General features: G+C 71.8%; 12 protein-coding genes. 7 read left to right on the top strand and 5 right to left on the bottom strand.

Annotated features, from left to right (window positions below):
- Nucleotides 1-175 precede the first annotated feature (175 nt).
- Nucleotides 176-5,224 (top strand): NAD-glutamate dehydrogenase, encoded by a 5,049-nt coding sequence (locus GA0070560_RS07745; protein WP_091293169.1) that lies wholly within the window; start codon nucleotides 176-178, stop codon nucleotides 5,222-5,224.
- 66 nt (nucleotides 5,225-5,290) lie between these two features.
- Here the strand turns inward: GA0070560_RS07745 and GA0070560_RS07740 are convergent, their stop codons facing one another.
- A complete protein-coding gene (locus GA0070560_RS07740; RefSeq protein ID WP_091293168.1) occupies nucleotides 5,291-6,016 on the bottom strand; it encodes a class F sortase in 726 nt (241 codons plus the stop codon).
- Entirely contained in the window at nucleotides 6,003-6,992 is a 990-nt protein-coding gene (locus GA0070560_RS07735; RefSeq protein ID WP_091293682.1) for a hypothetical protein, read from the bottom strand. The genes GA0070560_RS07740 and GA0070560_RS07735 overlap by 14 nt, the downstream gene beginning before the upstream one ends.
- Before the next feature lie 552 nt (nucleotides 6,993-7,544).
- Here GA0070560_RS07735 and GA0070560_RS07730 point away from each other — a divergent pair.
- Complete coding sequence (locus GA0070560_RS07730) at nucleotides 7,545-9,344, top strand: glycoside hydrolase family 6 protein (RefSeq protein ID WP_091293166.1); 1,800 nt, start codon at nucleotides 7,545-7,547, stop codon at nucleotides 9,342-9,344.
- Between the two features lie 132 nt (nucleotides 9,345-9,476).
- Here the strand turns inward: GA0070560_RS07730 and GA0070560_RS07725 are convergent, their stop codons facing one another.
- The 3 genes from GA0070560_RS07725 to GA0070560_RS07715 all read right to left on the bottom strand — a co-directional run bounded on the left by GA0070560_RS07725 (nucleotide 9,477) and on the right by GA0070560_RS07715 (nucleotide 11,542).
- Nucleotides 9,477-9,860, bottom strand: coding sequence for a hypothetical protein (locus GA0070560_RS07725; protein ID WP_091293164.1), 384 nt, complete (start codon nucleotides 9,858-9,860; stop codon nucleotides 9,477-9,479).
- A gap of 117 nt (nucleotides 9,861-9,977) precedes the next feature.
- Nucleotides 9,978-10,937 carry a hypothetical protein gene (locus GA0070560_RS07720; RefSeq protein WP_091293162.1) on the bottom strand — a complete coding sequence of 320 codons (960 nt, stop codon included), beginning with the start codon at nucleotides 10,935-10,937 and terminating at the stop codon, nucleotides 9,978-9,980.
- An 11-nt stretch (nucleotides 10,938-10,948) separates the two neighbouring features.
- Entirely contained in the window at nucleotides 10,949-11,542 is a 594-nt protein-coding gene (locus GA0070560_RS07715) for a hypothetical protein (RefSeq protein ID WP_091293160.1), read from the bottom strand.
- A gap of 239 nt (nucleotides 11,543-11,781) precedes the next feature.
- Here GA0070560_RS07715 and GA0070560_RS07710 point away from each other — a divergent pair, with 239 nt between their 5' ends.
- From GA0070560_RS07710 to GA0070560_RS07690, 5 genes are all read left to right on the top strand, one after another.
- A complete protein-coding gene (locus GA0070560_RS07710; RefSeq protein ID WP_091293158.1) occupies nucleotides 11,782-13,269 on the top strand; it encodes a catalase in 1,488 nt (495 codons plus the stop codon).
- 179 nt (nucleotides 13,270-13,448) lie between these two features.
- Nucleotides 13,449-15,794, top strand: a complete 2,346-nt coding sequence (locus GA0070560_RS07705) for a sensor histidine kinase (RefSeq protein WP_091293156.1) — start codon at nucleotides 13,449-13,451, stop codon at nucleotides 15,792-15,794.
- On the top strand, nucleotides 15,794-16,216 hold the full coding sequence (locus GA0070560_RS07700) for a roadblock/LC7 domain-containing protein (RefSeq protein ID WP_091293154.1): 423 nt from the start codon (nucleotides 15,794-15,796) through the stop codon (nucleotides 16,214-16,216). Before GA0070560_RS07705 ends, GA0070560_RS07700 begins: the two co-directional genes overlap by 1 nt.
- A complete protein-coding gene (locus GA0070560_RS07695; RefSeq protein WP_091293152.1) occupies nucleotides 16,206-16,592 on the top strand; it encodes a DUF742 domain-containing protein in 387 nt (128 codons plus the stop codon). The genes GA0070560_RS07700 and GA0070560_RS07695 overlap by 11 nt, the downstream gene beginning before the upstream one ends.
- On the top strand, nucleotides 16,573-17,175 hold the full coding sequence (locus GA0070560_RS07690; protein ID WP_091293150.1) for a GTP-binding protein: 603 nt from the start codon (nucleotides 16,573-16,575) through the stop codon (nucleotides 17,173-17,175). Before GA0070560_RS07695 ends, GA0070560_RS07690 begins: the two co-directional genes overlap by 20 nt.
- The last annotated feature ends 17 nt before the right edge of the window (nucleotides 17,176-17,192 follow it).

Raw genomic sequence — 17,192 nt, 5'->3', positions numbered from 1 at the left:
CATCGCGAGTCGGGGTACTCCGCGACCGGCCGACCACACGTCTGCAACGGGCGAAAGGACAAAGTCCCGAACCGGACGTCCGGCCGGTGGTCCGCCGACGAACGGACAGAGCGGCAGGGCCTAGGCTGGGCGGCAGAGTGACCCACAACGCGGTGGGTCGAGGGGAGTGGCACCGATGGACCGGCGTCCGGCGATCAAACCGGGACCCGACCTCCGGCAGGCTGACACCGGCCGGGACGACAGCTTCGATTCGGCGACCGACGGGGACGGCTTCGGCCGACTCGACACAGGAGTGACCGGGATGACCGGTTCGAGTATCGACACCCTCTACGATCTGGGGCTTCCGATGGAGGCGCTCGGCGACGACACGGAGGACACCGAACTCGACGAGCCGGTGCCCAACGCGGAACGCCTGGTGGCCCAGGCAATGGCGCTGGCCGGCGACGACCACGACGCGGCGACCCTGGTGGGCCGGTTCTGGCGGTTCGCGCCGGACGAGGAGCTGATCGGGTTCACCGCGGAGGAGATGCTGGATGCGGCCCGGGCGCACCGGGATCTCGCCCAGCAACGGGTGCCGGGCGAGTTGAAGCTGCGGATCCACGAGCCCGACGCCGAGCAGCACCACACGGTCGTCGAGATCGTCACGGACGACATGCCGTTCCTGGTCGACTCGGTGACCGCGCTGCTGAACTCCCACCACCTGGACGTGCACCTGCTGGTGCACCCGCTGGTCGTGGTGCGGCGGGAGCCGCTCGGCCGGCTGACCGAGGTCTCCGCCGACGTGGAGCCGGACGACGCGATCGCCGGTGACCTGGTCGAGAGCTGGATGCGGATCGAGATCGACCCGGTCCGCGACCCGGACGAGCGGGAGAAGCTGCGCCGCGAGTTGCAGCGGGTGCTCACCGACGTGCGTGAGGCCGTGGAGGACTGGCCGAAGATGCGCCAGCGGGCGTTGGCGCTCGCCGGCGAGCTGGCCGCCGCCCGGACCTCCGACAACCGCCCGCCGGTGCCGGAGAAGGACATCACCGACTCGGTGGAACTGCTGCGCTGGCTGGCCCACGACCACTTCACCTTCCTCGGCTACCGGGAGTACCGGCTGGTCGACGGCGACGGGAAGGGCCCGGCCCTGGAGGCGGTGCTCGGCACCGGCCTGGGGATCCTGCGGTCGGACTCGCCGGAAGCCCGGTCGTTGTCGTCGATGACCCCCGAGGCGCACGAGAAGGTGATGGAGAAGCGGCTGCTGATCATCACCAAGGCGAACTCGCGGGCCACGGTGCACCGCTCGGCGTACCTCGACTACATCGGCTTCAAGATCTTCGACGAGGCCGGTGCGGTGGTCGGCGAGCGGCGCTTCCTGGGCCTGTTCTCCACCGCCGCGTACCGGACCAGCGTGCAGGAGCTGCCGGTGGTCCGGCGCAAGGTCGCCGAGGTGCTGGACCGCTCGGGCCTGAGCCTGCGCAGCCACTCCGGCAAGGACCTGCTGCAGATCCTGGAGACCTACCCGCGCGACGAGCTGTTCCAGATCAAGACCGACGACCTGTACCACGCGGTGACCGGTGTGCTGCGCATGGCTGGTCGTCGCCAGTTGCGGGTCTTCCTGCGCCGGGACGCCTACGGGCGGTTCATCTCCTGCCTGATCTACCTGCCCCGGGACCGGTTCACCACCCAGAACCGGCTGCGCATGCAGGACATCCTGCTGCGGGAGCTGAACGGCGTCGGGGTGGACTACACCACCCGGGTCACCGAGTCGATGCTCGCCCGGGTGCACTTCATCGTCCGGACCGACCCGACCAACCCGCCCGGTGACATCGACGCCGACCTGCTCGCCGAGGAACTGGCCGACGCCACCCGGCTCTGGGACGACGACTACCGCCTGGTGCTGGAGCGCAAGCTCGGCGACGAGCAGGCCAAGCACCTGTTCGCCCGGTACGCCGACGCCTTCCCGGAGGGCTACAAGGACGGGCACACGCCGTACGAGGCGATGAAGGACCTGGCCAAGCTGGAACTGCTGGAGGAGCCCGGTCAGCTCGAGATGCACCTGTTCCGCAAGCAGCTCGCCCCGCGGGCGGGCGGCGACGGCGCGGGCGACGACACGATGGACGTCCGGTTCAAGGTCTACCGGTACGGCGAGCCGATGATGCTCTCCGCCGTGCTGCCGGTGCTGCACTCGCTGGGCGTCCGGGTGGTCGACGAGCACCCGTACGAGGTGGACCGGATCGACGGCCGGGTCTTCCTGTACGACTTCGGCCTGTGCCTGCCCGAGGGGCACCAGGATCTGGCCGAGGTGCGTCCGCACGTGGAGAACGCCTTCGCCGCCGCCTGGCGGGGCGAGGCCGAGGTGGACGGCTTCAACGAGCTGGTGCTGCGCGGCGGCCTCACCTGGCGGCAGGTGGTGGTCCTGCGGGCGTACGCGAAGTACCTGCGGCAGGCCGGCACGGTCTTCTCCCAGGAGTACATGGAGCACACCTTCATCGCCTACCCGCGGATCGCGTCGCTGCTGGTGGAGCTCTTCGAGGTGCGGTTCGCCCCCGGCGGGCTGACCGCGCAGGCGCGCCGGCAGCGCAGCGGCGAGCTGGTCACCGCGATCGGCGAGGCGCTGGACGACGTGGCCAGCCTCGACCAGGACCGGATCCTGCGGTCGTACCTGACGTTGATCCAGGCCACCCTGCGGACCAGCTTCTACCAGAAGCGCGCCGGTGGGCGACCGAAGTCGTACGTGGCGTTCAAGCTGAACCCGCAGGCCATCCCGGACCTGCCGGCCCCGCGGCCGAAGTTCGAGGTCTTCGTCTACTCGCCCCGGTTCGAGGGCGTGCACCTGCGGTTCGGGCCGGTGGCCCGGGGCGGGTTGCGCTGGTCCGACCGGCGGGAGGACTTCCGTACCGAGGTGCTCGGCCTGGTCAAGGCGCAGATGGTGAAGAACGCCGTGATCGTGCCGGTGGGCGCCAAGGGCGGCTTCGTGCTCAAGCAGAAGCCGGGCGACCGGGACGAGGCGGTGGTCTGCTACAAGGAGTTCATCTCCGCCCTGCTCGACGTCACGGACAACATCGTCAGCGGTGAGATCGTGCCGCCGGAGGACGTGGTCCGGCACGATGGCGACGACCCGTACATGGTGGTCGCGGCGGACAAGGGGACGGCCACCTTCTCCGACATCGCCAACGAGATCTCCACGGCGCACCACTTCTGGCTGGGCGACGCGTTCGCCTCCGGCGGCTCGGCCGGCTACGACCACAAGAAGATGGGCATCACCGCCCGGGGCGCCTGGGAGTCGGTCAAGCGGCACTTCCGGGAGATGGGGCACGACACCCAGACCCAGGACTTCACCGTGGTCGGCGTCGGCGACATGTCCGGCGACGTGTTCGGCAACGGGATGCTGCTGTCGAAGCACATCCGGCTGGTGGCCGCCTTCGACCACCGGCACATCTTCCTCGACCCGGAGCCGGACGCGGCCACCTCGTGGGACGAACGCAAGCGGCTGTTCGACCTGCCCCGGTCCTCCTGGGAGGACTACGACCGGAGCCTGATCAGCGAAGGCGGCGGCGTCTACCCGCGTACCGCCAAGTCGGTGCCGATCTCGCCTCAGGTCCGCGCGGTGCTCGGCCTGGACGACGACGTCACGCAGCTCAGCCCGCAGGAGCTGATGAGGGCGATCCTGACCGCGCCGGTCGACCTGTTCTGGAACGGCGGCATCGGCACGTACGTGAAGGCCAGCAGCCAGACCAACGCGGAGGTGGGCGACAAGTCCAACGACGCGATCCGGGTGGACGGCAAGAACCTGCGGTGCCGGGTGGTCGGCGAGGGCGGCAACCTGGGCTGCACCCAGCTCGGCCGGATCGAGTACGCCCTGACGGGTGGCCGGATCTACACCGACTTCATCGACAACGCGGCCGGGGTGGACTGCTCCGACCACGAGGTGAACATCAAGATCCTGCTCAACACCGCGGTCGCCGACGGGGCGCTGGACATCGCCGAGCGGGACGAGCTGCTCGCCCAGATGACCGACGAGGTCGCCGAGCTGGTGCTGCGCGACAACTACGACCAGGCGCGGGCGATCAACAACGCCCAGGCCCAGGCGGCCAGCCTGCTCCCGGTGCACCGCCGGATGATCAACGAGCTGGAGCGGGCGGGCCAGATCGACCGGGCCCTGGAGGCGCTGCCGCCGGACGAGGAACTGGCGGTGCGCAGCGAGTCCGGGCTGACCACGCCGGAGTTCGCGGTGCTGCTCGCGTACATCAAGATCGTCCTGGAGCGGGAGATCCTGGCGGAAGGGCTCGCGGACGAGGAGTGGACGACCGACGTCCTGGTCAACTACTTCCCGACGCCGATGCGCGAGCGCTTCGCCGACCGGATGGCCCAGCACCGGCTGCGCCGCGACATCGTGACCACGGTGCTGGTCAACGAGGCGATCAACCGGGGCGGCATCTCGTTCGTCTTCCGGGTGGTCGAGGAGACGGCCGCCTCGGCGGCGGACGTGATCCGGGCGTACGTGGTGGTGCGTGAGGTCTTCGGCCTGCGTGAGCTGTGGGCCGCTGTCGAGGCGCTGGACAACAAGGTCTCGCCGGAGCTGCAGACCACCGTCTACCTGGACACCCGGCGGCTGCTCGACCGGGCCGTGCGCTGGCTGGTCACCAACCGGCGCTCGCCGATCGACGTGCCGGCGGAGATCGCCCGGCTGCGGGCCGGGGTGGTCCGGCTCCTGCCCAACCTGGAGACCCGCTTCCACGGCAGCGAGCGTGAGTCACTGGCCGCGCACATCGACACCATGGCCGAGCGTGGGCTGCCGCGTGAGCTGGCCGAGCAGGCCACCCGGCTGATGTACAGCTTCGGTCTGCTGGACGTGGTGGAGACGGCGGCCACGAGCGGGCGGGACGTCGACGAGGTGGCCTCGGTCTACTTCGTCCTGTCGGACCTGTTCCGGGTGGACTCCCTGCTGTCGAAGATCTCCCTGCTGCCACGGGAGGACCGCTGGCAGACGCTGGCCCGGATGGCGCTGCGCTACGACCTGTACGCCGCGCTCGCCGCGCTCACCGCGGAGGTGCTCGACTCCACTGCGGACAGCCTCTCCGCCCAGGAGCGGGTGCAGGAGTGGGAGCAGTCGAACGCCACCTCCATCCACCGGGCCCGCCGGGCGATGGGAGAGTTCGACGAGTCGCGGGCCGACCTGGCCGCCCTGTCGGTGCTGCTGCGCCAGATCCGCACGCTGGTGCGGACCTCCGCCGCGGCCTGACCCGTACGCCGACGCGCCTCCGGCGGGACCCGACGGTCCCGCCGGAGGCGCGTCCAGGCCCGGCCCTCAGGACGTCATCGTGGCGAAGACGATGACGTTGTCGGTGTAGCTGCCGGCGGTCTGGTCGAACACCCCGCCGCAGGTCACCACCCGCAGGGCGGGCCGCTCGTTCGGGCCGAAGACCAGCTCGTGGGGGAACTCCGCCTTCGGGTACGACCGCACGGCGCCGACGGTGAAGGTGGCCTTCGTCCCGTCGGCCCGGGTGACCGTGATGGTGTCGCCCCGGTGCAGGGAGCCCAGTTCGAAGAAGACGGCCGGGCCGAGCTTCGCCGAGTCGACGTGTCCGACGATCACCGCGTTGCCGTCCTCGCCCGGGCTGGCGCCCGGGGCGTACCAGCCGGCGCGTTGCGCCTGGTCCAGCGGGGGGACCTGGACGGTGCCGTCCGGGTTGGTGCCCAGCGACATGACCTCGGCGTCGACGCCGATGCGTGGGATCGAGACGGTGACGGGGGCCGAGCGGGGCAGGGCGGCGGGGGCCGGCGCCTCGTCGACCTCGGGTTGCCCGTCCGACGTGACGGCACCGACGTCCGGGTCGGTCCGTCCGTCCGGGGCCGCCGGGGCGGCCTGGGCGATCGGCTGCGGCGGGCGGGGCGGGGGCTCGGTTCGCAGCGAAGCGCCGATCATGCCGGCGCCCGCGACGGCCAGCAGGACGACGACGGCCGCGCCGGCGGCACGCCACGGTCTCCCGTGACGGCCGCCGGCCCGTGTCGCCGTCTGGTCAGACGAGGCCATCGGCCCGACGCCGACGCATCAGCACGATGCCGCCCAGGGCCGCCGCGCCGATCATGCTCGCCCCGCCCAGCGCCATGCCGCGGTCGGTGCTGGTGGTGGTCATGCCACCGTCACCGCCATCGACGGGGCCACGGGGGAGGACCACCAGTTCGCCCTCGCCGCACGAGCCCTTGAGCTCGTACGTGCCCGGGGCGGCGTCCGGGGCGACCTGGGCCTCGCCGTAGTAGACGAAGTCCTTCTTGTGCTCCCAGCCACGCTCCGCCTCGGCGGCCGCGGCGTCGGCCGTGGCGTCCTCGGCGTACTCGGCGCCGTGGCCCTGCCAGGCCTCGGCACCGGCCTCGGCGTCCTGGCCGTACGAGCCGCGCTCGCCGCCCTTCCACGAGCGCTCGCCCTCGGCGCCGGCCTCCTGGCCGTACTCGTGGCCCTTCCAGTGCTGCTTGCCGTGCTCACGGCCCGACTCGGCCTGCTCCTCCTCGTGGGCCTTCCCGTCCTGCCCCGGCGCGACGTCGGCGGCGAAGCCGCCGCCCCAGCCGCCCGCCGGGGGCCGGGCGTCGCCGGCCGGCGGCACCGGCTGCGACCCCTTGCCGTTCTCGCCCTTGCCGCCCCGGTCGCCTCCCCAGGAGCCGCCCTTGTCCTCTCCCCAGGAGCCGCCCCGGTCGCCTTCCCAGGAGCCGCCCCGGTCGCCTCCCCAGGAGCCGCCCTTGTCCTTGCCGCGGTCCGCGTCGACCGGCTTGAGCTTCACCTTGCCGGTGACCTTCGACCAGACGTAGGCGTGCTCCTGCGGCGTCGGGCAGATCTCCAGGAGCTTGACCGTCTCGCCGGGCTTGACGGCGTGCGGCTTGGCGATGACCTTGCCCTCACTGTCCCCGCCGGGCTGGGCACCGTCCGCGAACGCGATCCCCGGCGTGAACACCAGGAGGGACGCGCCGCCGAGCGCGGCACCCGCGACGACCTTCCCGAGCATCTTGTTAGCCATGACCTGCGTCACTCCATCCCTGTTGTCCTGAGCTCGACGTCAGTCGAGCTATGACCGACGTTAGACCGTTTCACGACTTATCCGGGGAAAGATTCGTGTTTTAGAGTTTGTGGAAGAACAGGGCTTTGCAGGTGCTAGGCGGCTTCTGTCTTGTTTCAGGGTGTTGTGGTGGCTGCGCGAACCCCGAGGGTCATCGGGGGTGGAAACGGCTGGTGAGGTCGAATGTCCGGGCTCGTCCGGCCGTCCGGCTCTTGCTGGAAGGTTCCGCCCGGCATCGAGGCATTGCCATGGAAGCGCTCCCATGCAAGAATCGCTGCACGCGGTACGGGGAGCTACACCGCGAAGGCAGGCGTCGAGGGCACCGGTGAGAGCCGGACGACGTGGCCACCGACCGGTCCGGCGGACCGGTCACCCCCCACCACCACGCCCGTCCGGGTCGGGCGCACCCCCCGAAGATCCCGTTGGCGCCGAGGGCCGTCCTGTACAGGGCGTCCGCCGGGCCACTTGCCGGGCCGTGACACGGATCCGGTCTCGCCCAAGGAGTTCAGTGGCATGAATCTGTGGAGAAACCTGTCCGGCAGGCGCCGGGCGGTCGCACTCGCCGGTGCGAGCGCCCTGGTAGCCGGCGGGCTGGTGACCATTCCGGTCACCGCGGCGCAGGCCGCGACCCAGTGCAGCGTCGACTACACCACCAGCGACTGGCCCGGCGGCTTCACCGCCACCGTCGTCATCAGGAACCTCGGTGACCCGGTCAGCTCCTGGAACCTCGGCTTCACCTTCCCGAACAGCAGCCAGAAGGTGCAGCAGGGCTGGTCGGCGAAGTGGTCGCAGAGCGGCCAGAACGTCACCGCGACGAACGAGTCGTACAACGGCGCGCTCGCCTCCGGCGCCAGCACCAGCATCGGGTTCAACGGCGCGTGGAGCGGCAGCAACCCGAAGCCGACCTCGTTCACCCTGAACGGCGTGGTCTGCAACGGCGGCACCCCCACCACCCCGCCGACGACCACCCCGCCGACGACGACGCCGCCGTCGACCCCGCCGCCCACCACGCCTCCGCCCACCACCCCGCCGCCGACGACGACCCCGCCGGGGCAGAAGGTGGACAACCCCTACCTGAACGCCCAGGGGTACGTGAACCCGGAGTGGAAGGCCAAGGCCGAGTCCGTCGCGGGCGGCAACCGGGTGTCCAACAACCCGACCGCCGTGTGGATCGACCGGATCGCCGCCATCAACGGCACCCCGGACAGCAGCTCCAATGGCGCGATGGGCGTGCGTGACCACCTGGACGAGGCGCTCGAGCAGGGGGCGAACTACATCCAGTTCGTCATCTACAACCTGCCCGGCCGCGACTGCGCGGCGCTGGCCTCCAACGGTGAGCTGGGCCCGGACGAGCTGCCCCGCTACAAGGCCGAGTACATCGACCCGATCGCCGCGATCCAGGGCGACCCGAAGTACGCCAGCCTGCGGATCATCAACATCATCGAGATCGACTCGCTGCCGAACCTGGTGACCAACACCTCCGGCCAGCCGGGTGGTACGGCCATGTGCGACACGGTCAAGGCCAACGGCGCGTACGTCAACGGTGTCGGCTACGCCCTGAACAAGCTGGGCGCGATCGGCAACGTCTACAACTACATCGACGCCGCGCACCACGGCTGGATCGGCTGGGACAGCAACTTCAGCCCGACCGCCCAGATCCTGAAGGACGCCGCGGTGGCCTCCGGCAGCACGGTGAACAACGTGCACGGCTTCATCGTCAACACCGCGAACTACTCGGCCCTCAAGGAGCCGAACTTCAAGGTGACCGACTCGGTCAACGGCACCTCGGTGCGGCAGTCCAAGTGGGTCGACTGGAACTTCTACGTGGACGAGCTGTCGTTCGCCCAGGCGTTCCGCAACGAGCTGGTCTCCAAGGGCTTCGACCCGAAGATCGGCATGCTGATCGACACCTCCCGCAACGGTTGGGGCGGCACCGCCCGGCCCGCCGGCCCCGGCCCGATGACCAGCGTCGACGCCTACGTCGACGGTGGCCGTGTCGACCGGCGGATCCACCTCGGCAACTGGTGCAACCAGGCCGGGGCGGGTCTGGGCGAGCGGCCGACGGCCGCGCCGGAGCCCGGCATCGACGCGTACGTCTGGGTGAAGCCCCCGGGTGAGTCGGACGGCTCCAGCAAGGAGATCCCGAACAACGAGGGCAAGGGCTTCGACCGGATGTGCGACCCGACCTACACCGGTAACGCCCGCAACGGCAACAGCATGAGCGGCGCCCTGCCGGACGCCCCGATCTCGGGCGCCTGGTTCCCGGCGCAGTTCGCCCAGCTGATGCAGAACGCCTACCCGCCGCTCTCCTGAACAGGCGGACGGCCAACCCGCCGCGGCAGGAGTGAGGCACTGTCGCGGCAGGTTCCCCAGGGCCCCTGGTCCGACCGGTCACCCGGTCGGGCCAGGGGCCCCCGCCGTGCCGGGCGGGTGGACGGCGACCCGTCAGGGCACGGTCTTCTCGATCGCCGCCTGCCCCAGCTCGGCCAGGTCGCGGCGGGCCCGCTCGAGGTTCTCCGGGGTGACGTCCTGCCCCCGGGCCATCACGAGGTCCTCCGGCTCCCAGGGCTGCTCCGCCCCGGTACGGATGTTGTCCCCGGCCGCGCCGGTGCCGGTGCCGGTCGCGCCGGTGCCCGCGGCGTACGGGTCGCCCAGCAGTTCCTCGGTGTCGCCCGTCGCCCCGCGTCCCGGCTCGGCGACGAACGGGTTGTCCCGGTCTGCACCGCCACCGGTGGCGAGCTGCGGCACGGTGGTCTCGTCGTCCACCGCGGCGGCCACCTCCGGGCTTTCCTCCAGCGGCCGCCCGCGGTTGGGGTCACGATCCGTCATGGTGCCCTCCTGTCCCAGACGCTCCGATCTCGCGTACCCCGCTGGGACGGGCCCATGCCGTCGAGGCCAGACCTGCGTACGCCCCGGTCGATCCGGGACCGGGGCGTACGTGGTGGATCAGCGGCCGAGGACCCGGTCCAGGAAGTCCCGGTACTGCCGGACCGCCACCCGGAGCTGCTCGGTGTCGGCCGAGCCGGCGTCCTGCCAGCTCCCGAGCTGCCGCTTCTGCGCCGTGAGCGCGGCCGAGAGCGCCTGGATGGCCTCCTCGACCAGCGACTGGGCCTCGCCGACGGCCGCGCGCGGGTCGTCGACGAAGCGGAGCTGGACCTCGCGCCAGCGGTCCCGGAAGCCCTGTGCCGCCTCCGCCTCGAACAGCGTCGCCGCGTGGGTCGGGACGTTGGCCCCGGCCGGGCTCGTCGCGCCGGCTGCCCCGGCCGCACCGGCACCGGCCGACGTCGGCCCGCCCTCCGGCGCCTCGGTGTCCGGGTCGACCATGGTCGGCCCGGCACTGCCGTACCCGGCGGCACCGGCGGCCGGCGCGTCGCCGTCACGTCGCCCCGAGGCGCCCTCGTGCGCCGCGTCCCACCGGTGCGGGTCGTGGATCCGGTCAGCCGCCGTCGGGTCGGCCCGTTCGTCGTCGAACGGCTCGGTCCGCCCCGGCGCGCCGTCGCCGGGCATCGCGGTGTCCTCCCGCCGGGCGTCCCGCTCGTCCTCGGGACGCCCGCTGGCCAGCGCGGACGCGGCGACCGCGTCGCCCACGGTGGCCGCCCCGAAGGCGGTCGGCAGCGGGGCCGGCTCGTGGAAGTCGGGCCGGCCGGCGGTGTCCGCGCCGTCGAGCTCGCGCACGTCGTACGGGCGGGTGTCGTCGAGGTCGTCGGCCGGCCGCCCGCCCGCCATCCTCGGGTCGTCGAAGGTGCCCCGGTCCTCGATGCGGTCCTCGGGGATGTCGGCCCGGTCGTCCCGGCCGGGCCGGGGTGTCCCGTTCGCGGGTGCGATGCCCGGCGGGGGCACGGGTACCGGCGCGGAGCGCACCGCCTCCGGGTGGTCCTGGCTGACCTGCTGCTCTTCCCTGCGCATGGCGGCTCTCCTCAGCGGGTGGTGGCGTCGTGCGGGCTGTCCGGGTGGCGCTGCTGCGGCGGCCGGTGCCCGACCGGCTCCTCGCCGAGCAGGTCGGCGAAGAGGGCGCGGTAGTGCACGACGGCCTGACGGAGTTCCTCGGTGCTGGCCTCGCCCCGCTCGTTGCGCAGCCGGATCTCGTGCGCGTCCCGGTAGTGGGCGAGGGTGCGGGCGTGCTCGACGGAGAGGTGGGCGATCTGGTCCGAGAAGTCCCCGCCGGGGTAACCCCGGTCGGCGATGAGCCGGCTGACCAGTTCGTCAGCGTCACCGACCGTCTCGGCGGGGGAGTCGACGAAGCGGACCTGGAGCTCCTCCCACGCGGCGGCGTACCGGGCGCGGGCGTCCGGGGCCAGCGGGGTGAGTTCGAGCTCCGCGTGCCGGCGTTCCCGGTCGCGCAGCTCCCGTTCGGCGGCGGTGCGGCTGTCCTGTTCCGCGACGGCCCGGTCGTACTCGGGGCCGAAGCGGCGCTTGAGCGCGCGGCGACGGCCGGCCACCACGGCCACGGCGACCAGCGCCGCGACCACCAGCACGACGAGAACCACAACGACTATCTGCGTGGGCGACATGGCTCCTCCTTCGCCACCCGGTATTCCCTCCGTCCGGTGATCGCCAATCCCGATCCCGCGGACTTTCCTGGCGGATCCGTGCCCGAAACCGGACGCCGGCATGGCGAGGCCCACAGGAAGGGCCACCGCTAAAACTTGACTCATTCCAGAAAGCGGGCTTGGGTGGGGTGATGCCGGTCGAGTCCCCACATCGCACGCCGGCGCTTCCCCGACTGTTGGACCCGATCAGGAGGAGATCGATGAGCGAGCAGGCCGACAAGCCGATCCTCACGACCCGTCAGGGCCACCCCGTGCACAACAACCAGCAGCAGCGGACGGTCGGTTCGCGTGGCCCGGCGACGCTGGAGAACTACCACTTCCTGGAGAAGATCAGCCACTTCGACCGGGAGCGGATCCCGGAGCGGGTGGTGCACGCCCGCGGGTTCGTCGCGCACGGCGAGTTCGAGGCGTACGGGACGATCGGTGACGAGCCGGCGTCGAAGTACACCCGGGCCAAGCTCTTCCGGACCAGGGGCCGGAAGACCCCGGTGACCATCCGGTTCTCCACCGTCATCGGCGGCCGGGACTCCTCCGAGGCGGCCCGGGACCCGCGCGGCTTCGCCGTGAAGTTCCGTACCGACGACGGCAACTGGGACATGGTGGGCAACAACCTCCAGGTCTTCTTCATCCGGGACGCGATCAAGTTCCCCGACGTGATCCACTCGCTGAAGCCGGACCCGGTGACCTTCCGCCAGGAACCGAACCGGATCTTCGACTTCATGTCGAACACGCCCGAGTCGATGCACATGCTGACCTGGCTGTTCAGCCCGTACGGCATCCCGAAGAACTACCGGACGATGCGCGGCTCCGGGGTCAACACCTACCGCCTCGTGAACGCCGACGGCGAGGGCGTGCTGGTCAAGTTCCACTGGCTGTCGCAGCAGGGCGAGCACAACCTGACCGAGGCGCAGGCCGCGGAGATCCAGGCCAGGGACCTCGGCCACGCCTCCAAGGACCTCTACGAGGCCATCGAGCGCGGCGAGTTCCCGCGGTGGGAACTCAACGTGCAGATCATGAGCGACGACGAGCACCCGGAGTTGGACTTCGACCCGCTCGACGACACCAAGATCTGGCCCGAGGAGGACTTCCCCTACCTGCCGGTCGGCATGATGACGCTCAACCGCAACATCACCGACCACCACAACGAGAACGAGCAGATCGCCTTCGGCACCGGCGTGCTGGTCGACGGCATCGACTTCTCCGACGACAAGATGCTGGTCGGTCGAACTTTCTCCTATTCGGACACCCAGCGCTACCGGGTCGGCCCGAACTACCTCCAGTTGCCGGTCAACGCGCCGCGTCCGGACGTGGTGGTCAGCACCAACCAGACCGGCGGCGCCATGTCGTACGCGGTGGACAACCGGGGCGCGAACCTGCACATCAACTTCGAGCCGTCCTCGGTGGCCGGACTGCGGGAGGCCGACGAGTCCTACCGGGAGTACCGTCCGTTCGTCTCGGGGCAGATCATGAAGGCCCCGATCGAGCGACAGAACAACTACTCCCAGGCCGGGCGGCGCTACCGCGAGATGGCCGACTGGGAGCGGGACGACCTGATCCTCAACCTGGTGACCAACCTGGCCCGGTGCGACAAGCACATCCAGGAGAAGATGGTCTGGCACTTCAGCCAGTGCGACGAGGACTACGGCCGCCGGGTCGCCGAGGGCCTCGGTATCTCCGTCAACGCCTGATCCGGCGTTTCCCGTCACGCCCCGCCGGTGCTGCCGGCGGGGCGTCGTCGTACCTGGAAGTCCACAACGGAGTCCGGTGGGGGACGCACGGTAGTGCTCGGGGCCGCCATTACGTATCCTGCCCAAGGCGCCCGTGCCGGTGCCGGCACCACCGCTGCCACCCCTTCGGGCGAGGACTCATGGACACCCGCGACTGGTCGATCCGCGCCAAGCTGACCGCCCTGGTCGTGACCCCGGTCGCTGCCCTGATGGCGCTCTGGATCTTCACCACCACGCTCACCCTCGGCCCCGCGCTCGACCTGCTCGTCGCGCGTACCTACATCGACGACCTCGGCCGGCCCGGCGGCGTGGTCGTCGCCGAGCTGCAACGCGAGCGCCGGCTGTCGGTGGTGGCGCTGGCCGGCGGGGACGTGCGGCCGGTCCTGGCCGCGCAGCGGCAGCGCACCGACTCCGCGGTGGCCGAGCTGCGCCGGCGGATCGGCGGGGAGCGGCTGCGCGACGCCGCCGACGACCTGCTCGACAATCGCCTGGACAAGCTGGCCGCCGCCCTGGACACCCTGCCGGCCGGACGTGTCTTCATCGACCGCCGCCAGGTCGACCGGGCCGGGGCGAGCGGGCTCTACACCGGTGTCATCTCCTCCATCTTCCAGACGTTCTCCGCGATGGCCGCCGGACCCGACGCGGAGCTCAACCGGCAGGGGCTGGCGCTCAACACGCTGGGCCGGGCCCGCGAGCTGCTCGGCCAGACCGACGCGCTGCTGGCCGGCGCGCTCGTCACCGGGCGGTTCGTCGACGGTGAGCACATCCGCCTGGTGGGCACGATCGGCAACGAGCGTCTCCTCACCGACTCGGCCGTGGTCGAGCTGCTGGCCGAGGACCGGGCCGCCTACCAGCGACTGGTGGCGGGGGAGGACTTCATCCGGTTGCGCGCCATGCAGGAGGCGCTGCTGCGCGCCGACCCGTCCGGTCGCCCACCGGTGGACGCCCGCACCTGGGAGACCAGTCACGAGACCGTCCAGCGGCAGCTGCTCGACTTCGAACTGACCCAGGCCGACGCGCTGGCCGAACGCTCGATGCCGGTGGCGGTCGGCATCCTGGTCCGGCTCGGTGCCGCCGGCGTGCTCGGGCTCGCGGCGATCGTCGTGTCGGTCCTGGTCGCGGTCCGGGTCGGGCGGACCCTGGCCCGCCAGCTGACCGGCGTGCGGACCGCCGCCCTGGAGATGGCCGAACAGCGGCTTCCCGACGTGGTGGCCCGGCTGCGCCGGGGCGAACAGGTCGACGTGGCACGGGAGGCGCCGCCGCTGGAGTACGGCGCCGACGAGATCGGCGAGGTCGGGCACGCCTTCAACGAGGTCCGGCGCACCGCCGTCCGCGCCGCCGTCGACGAGGTCACCCTGCGCCGCGGCCTCAACGAGGTCTTCCTGAACCTCGCCCGCCGCAGCCAGGGCCTGGTACACCGCCAGCTCGCCCTGCTCGACCGGATGGAGCGGCGCACCGAGGACCCGGACGAACTGGCCGACCTGTTCCGGGTCGACCACCTGGCCACCCGCCTCCGCCGGCACGCCGAGGACCTGGTCATCCTCGCCGGGTCGGCCCCCGGACGGGGCTGGCGGCAGCCGGTCGCCGCGCTGGACGTGGTCCGCGGCGCGGTCTCCGAGGTCGAGGCGTACGACCGGGTGGACATCGGCGACGTGCAGCCCGCCGGGGTGGTGGGCCGGGCCGTCGCCGACGTCATCCACCTGCTCGCCGAGCTGATCGAGAACGCCACCGTCTTCTCCCCGCCGGAGACCCGGGTCGAGGTCTCCGGCCAGCAGGTGCCCAAGGGGTACGTCGTCGAGGTCACCGACCACGGCCTGGGGATGTCCCCGCGCGCCGTGGAGGAGGCCAACCGCCGACTCGCCGATCCGCCGGAGTTCGACCCGGCCGACAGCGCCCGGCTCGGCCTCTTCGTGGTGGCCCGTCTCGCCGTCCGGCACGGCGTCAAGGTCACCCTGCGCCCCCAGCCGCCGGGCGGGATGACCGCCGTGGTGCTCGTACCGGCGGATCTGGTCACCGACGAACCGCCGGCCCCGCCGATCCCGGCGCGGCATCCGGCCGCCTCGGTCACCCGGCTGGACGCCCTGCCCCGGGGCCGGTCCGGCCGGATCACCCGGGAACGGCCCGAGCAGACCGTGCTGCCGTTCGCGCCGGCGCGCACCTCCTCGGTGGAGGCCGCGCCCGACGGCGACGGCCTGCCCCGCCGGGTCCGCCGCCGAGGGCCGGGCACCCGGTCCCGGCCGCAGGTCGCGGACCCGGCCGCCCCACGCTCCCCGGAGGAGGTACGCCGGCAGATGTCCGCGCTCCAGGCGGGCACCGCCCGGGGCCGACGCGAAGGCGCCACCCTCCATCCGTTGCCGCCGGGCCGGCCCGACGCGCCCGCGGACGGCCGTGCCGGACAGCGGGTCGACCGCCCCGAGCCGTCCCCGTCGCCACGCGAGCCGGCGACGACCCCCGAATCCCCGACCGTGACTGAGAGGGACGCCTAGTGGTGCACACGACGAGGCAGAGCGCCGATCTCGGCTGGTTGCTCGACGAACTGGTGGAGCGGGTGCCGGCCGCCCGGGAGGCGGTGGTGCTCTCCGCCGACGGACTGCTGCTGGGCGCCTCCGCCGCACTGGACCAGGCCGCCGCCGAGCACCTCTCCGCCCTGGCCTCCGGCTTCTCCAGCCTGGCGAAGGGCACCAGCCGGCATCTCTCCGGCGGCGGGGTCCGGCAGACCGTGGTGGAGATGGAGTCCGCGTACCTCTTCGTCACTGCGGCCGGGCAGGGCGCCTGCCTGGCGGTGGTCTGCGAGGCCGACGCGGACATCGGTCTCGTGGCGTACGAGATGGCGATGCTGGTCGTCCGGGTCGGCGAGAACCTGACCGCCCCCGCCCGTGTGACGGTGGGAGCCGCCGATGCGGGCTGAGCCGCCGGGCCCCCAGCACGAGTGGCTGGACGGCGCGGCCGGTCCGGTGGTCCGCCCGTACACCCTCACCGGCGGCCGGGTGCGCCCGGCCGTCGACGGTTTCGACCTGGTCGCGTTCGTGCTGGCGGGCCCGGGCGTGGCCCCGTCCGGTCAGCGCGGGCTCCAGCCGGAGCACCGCCGCCTGGTCGAGTTGGCCCGCCGCCCGGTCGCGGTGGCCGACCTCGCCGCGGCCCTGGACCTCGCCGTGGGCGTGGTCCGGGTCCTCCTCGGCGACCTTCTCGCCCGGGGGTTGGTCCTGGTGCACGAGCCGCCGACCGCCGGACTTCCCGACAACGACATCCTCAAGGCGGTGGTCAGTGGACTACGTGCGCTCTGACCGGGGCTCCTCCGGACCCCGGTTGCCGCTGGCTCTCAAGATCCTCATCGCCGGTGGTTTCGGCGCGGGCAAGACGACGCTGGTCAGCGCCCTGAGTGAGGTCCGCCCGCTGCAGACCGAGGAGGTGTTGACCAGCGTCAGCATCGGCACCGACGACCTCTCCGGGGTGGAGGCGAAGACGACCACCACGGTGGCGATGGACTTCGGCCGGATCACCATCAACGAGGATCTCCAGGTCTACCTGTTCGGCACGCCGGGCCAGGACCGATTCTGGTTCCTCTGGGACGAACTGGCCTTCGGCGCGCTCGGCGCGGTGGTGCTCGCCGACACCCGCCGGCTCGCCGACTGTTTCCCGTCGATCGACTACTTCGAGCAGCGGGGTATCCCGTTCGTGGTCGGGGTGAACTGCTTCGACGGTTCCCGCCGGTTCGGCATCGAGGCGGTGCGCCAGGCGCTGGACCTCGATCCGGAGGTCCCGATGGTGCTCTGCGACGCCCGGGACCGCCAGTCCGCCAAGCTGGTGCTGATCTCGCTGGTCGAGCACGTCGCCCGGCAGCGGGGCGAGCCGGTCCCGGTGGCCTGACGGGCCGCCCCGGTCGT

This window comes from Micromonospora halophytica (assembly GCF_900090245.1).
GTDB lineage: Bacteria > Actinomycetota > Actinomycetes > Mycobacteriales > Micromonosporaceae > Micromonospora > Micromonospora halophytica.
This window is presented reverse-complemented; position numbering and strand designations above follow the sequence as displayed.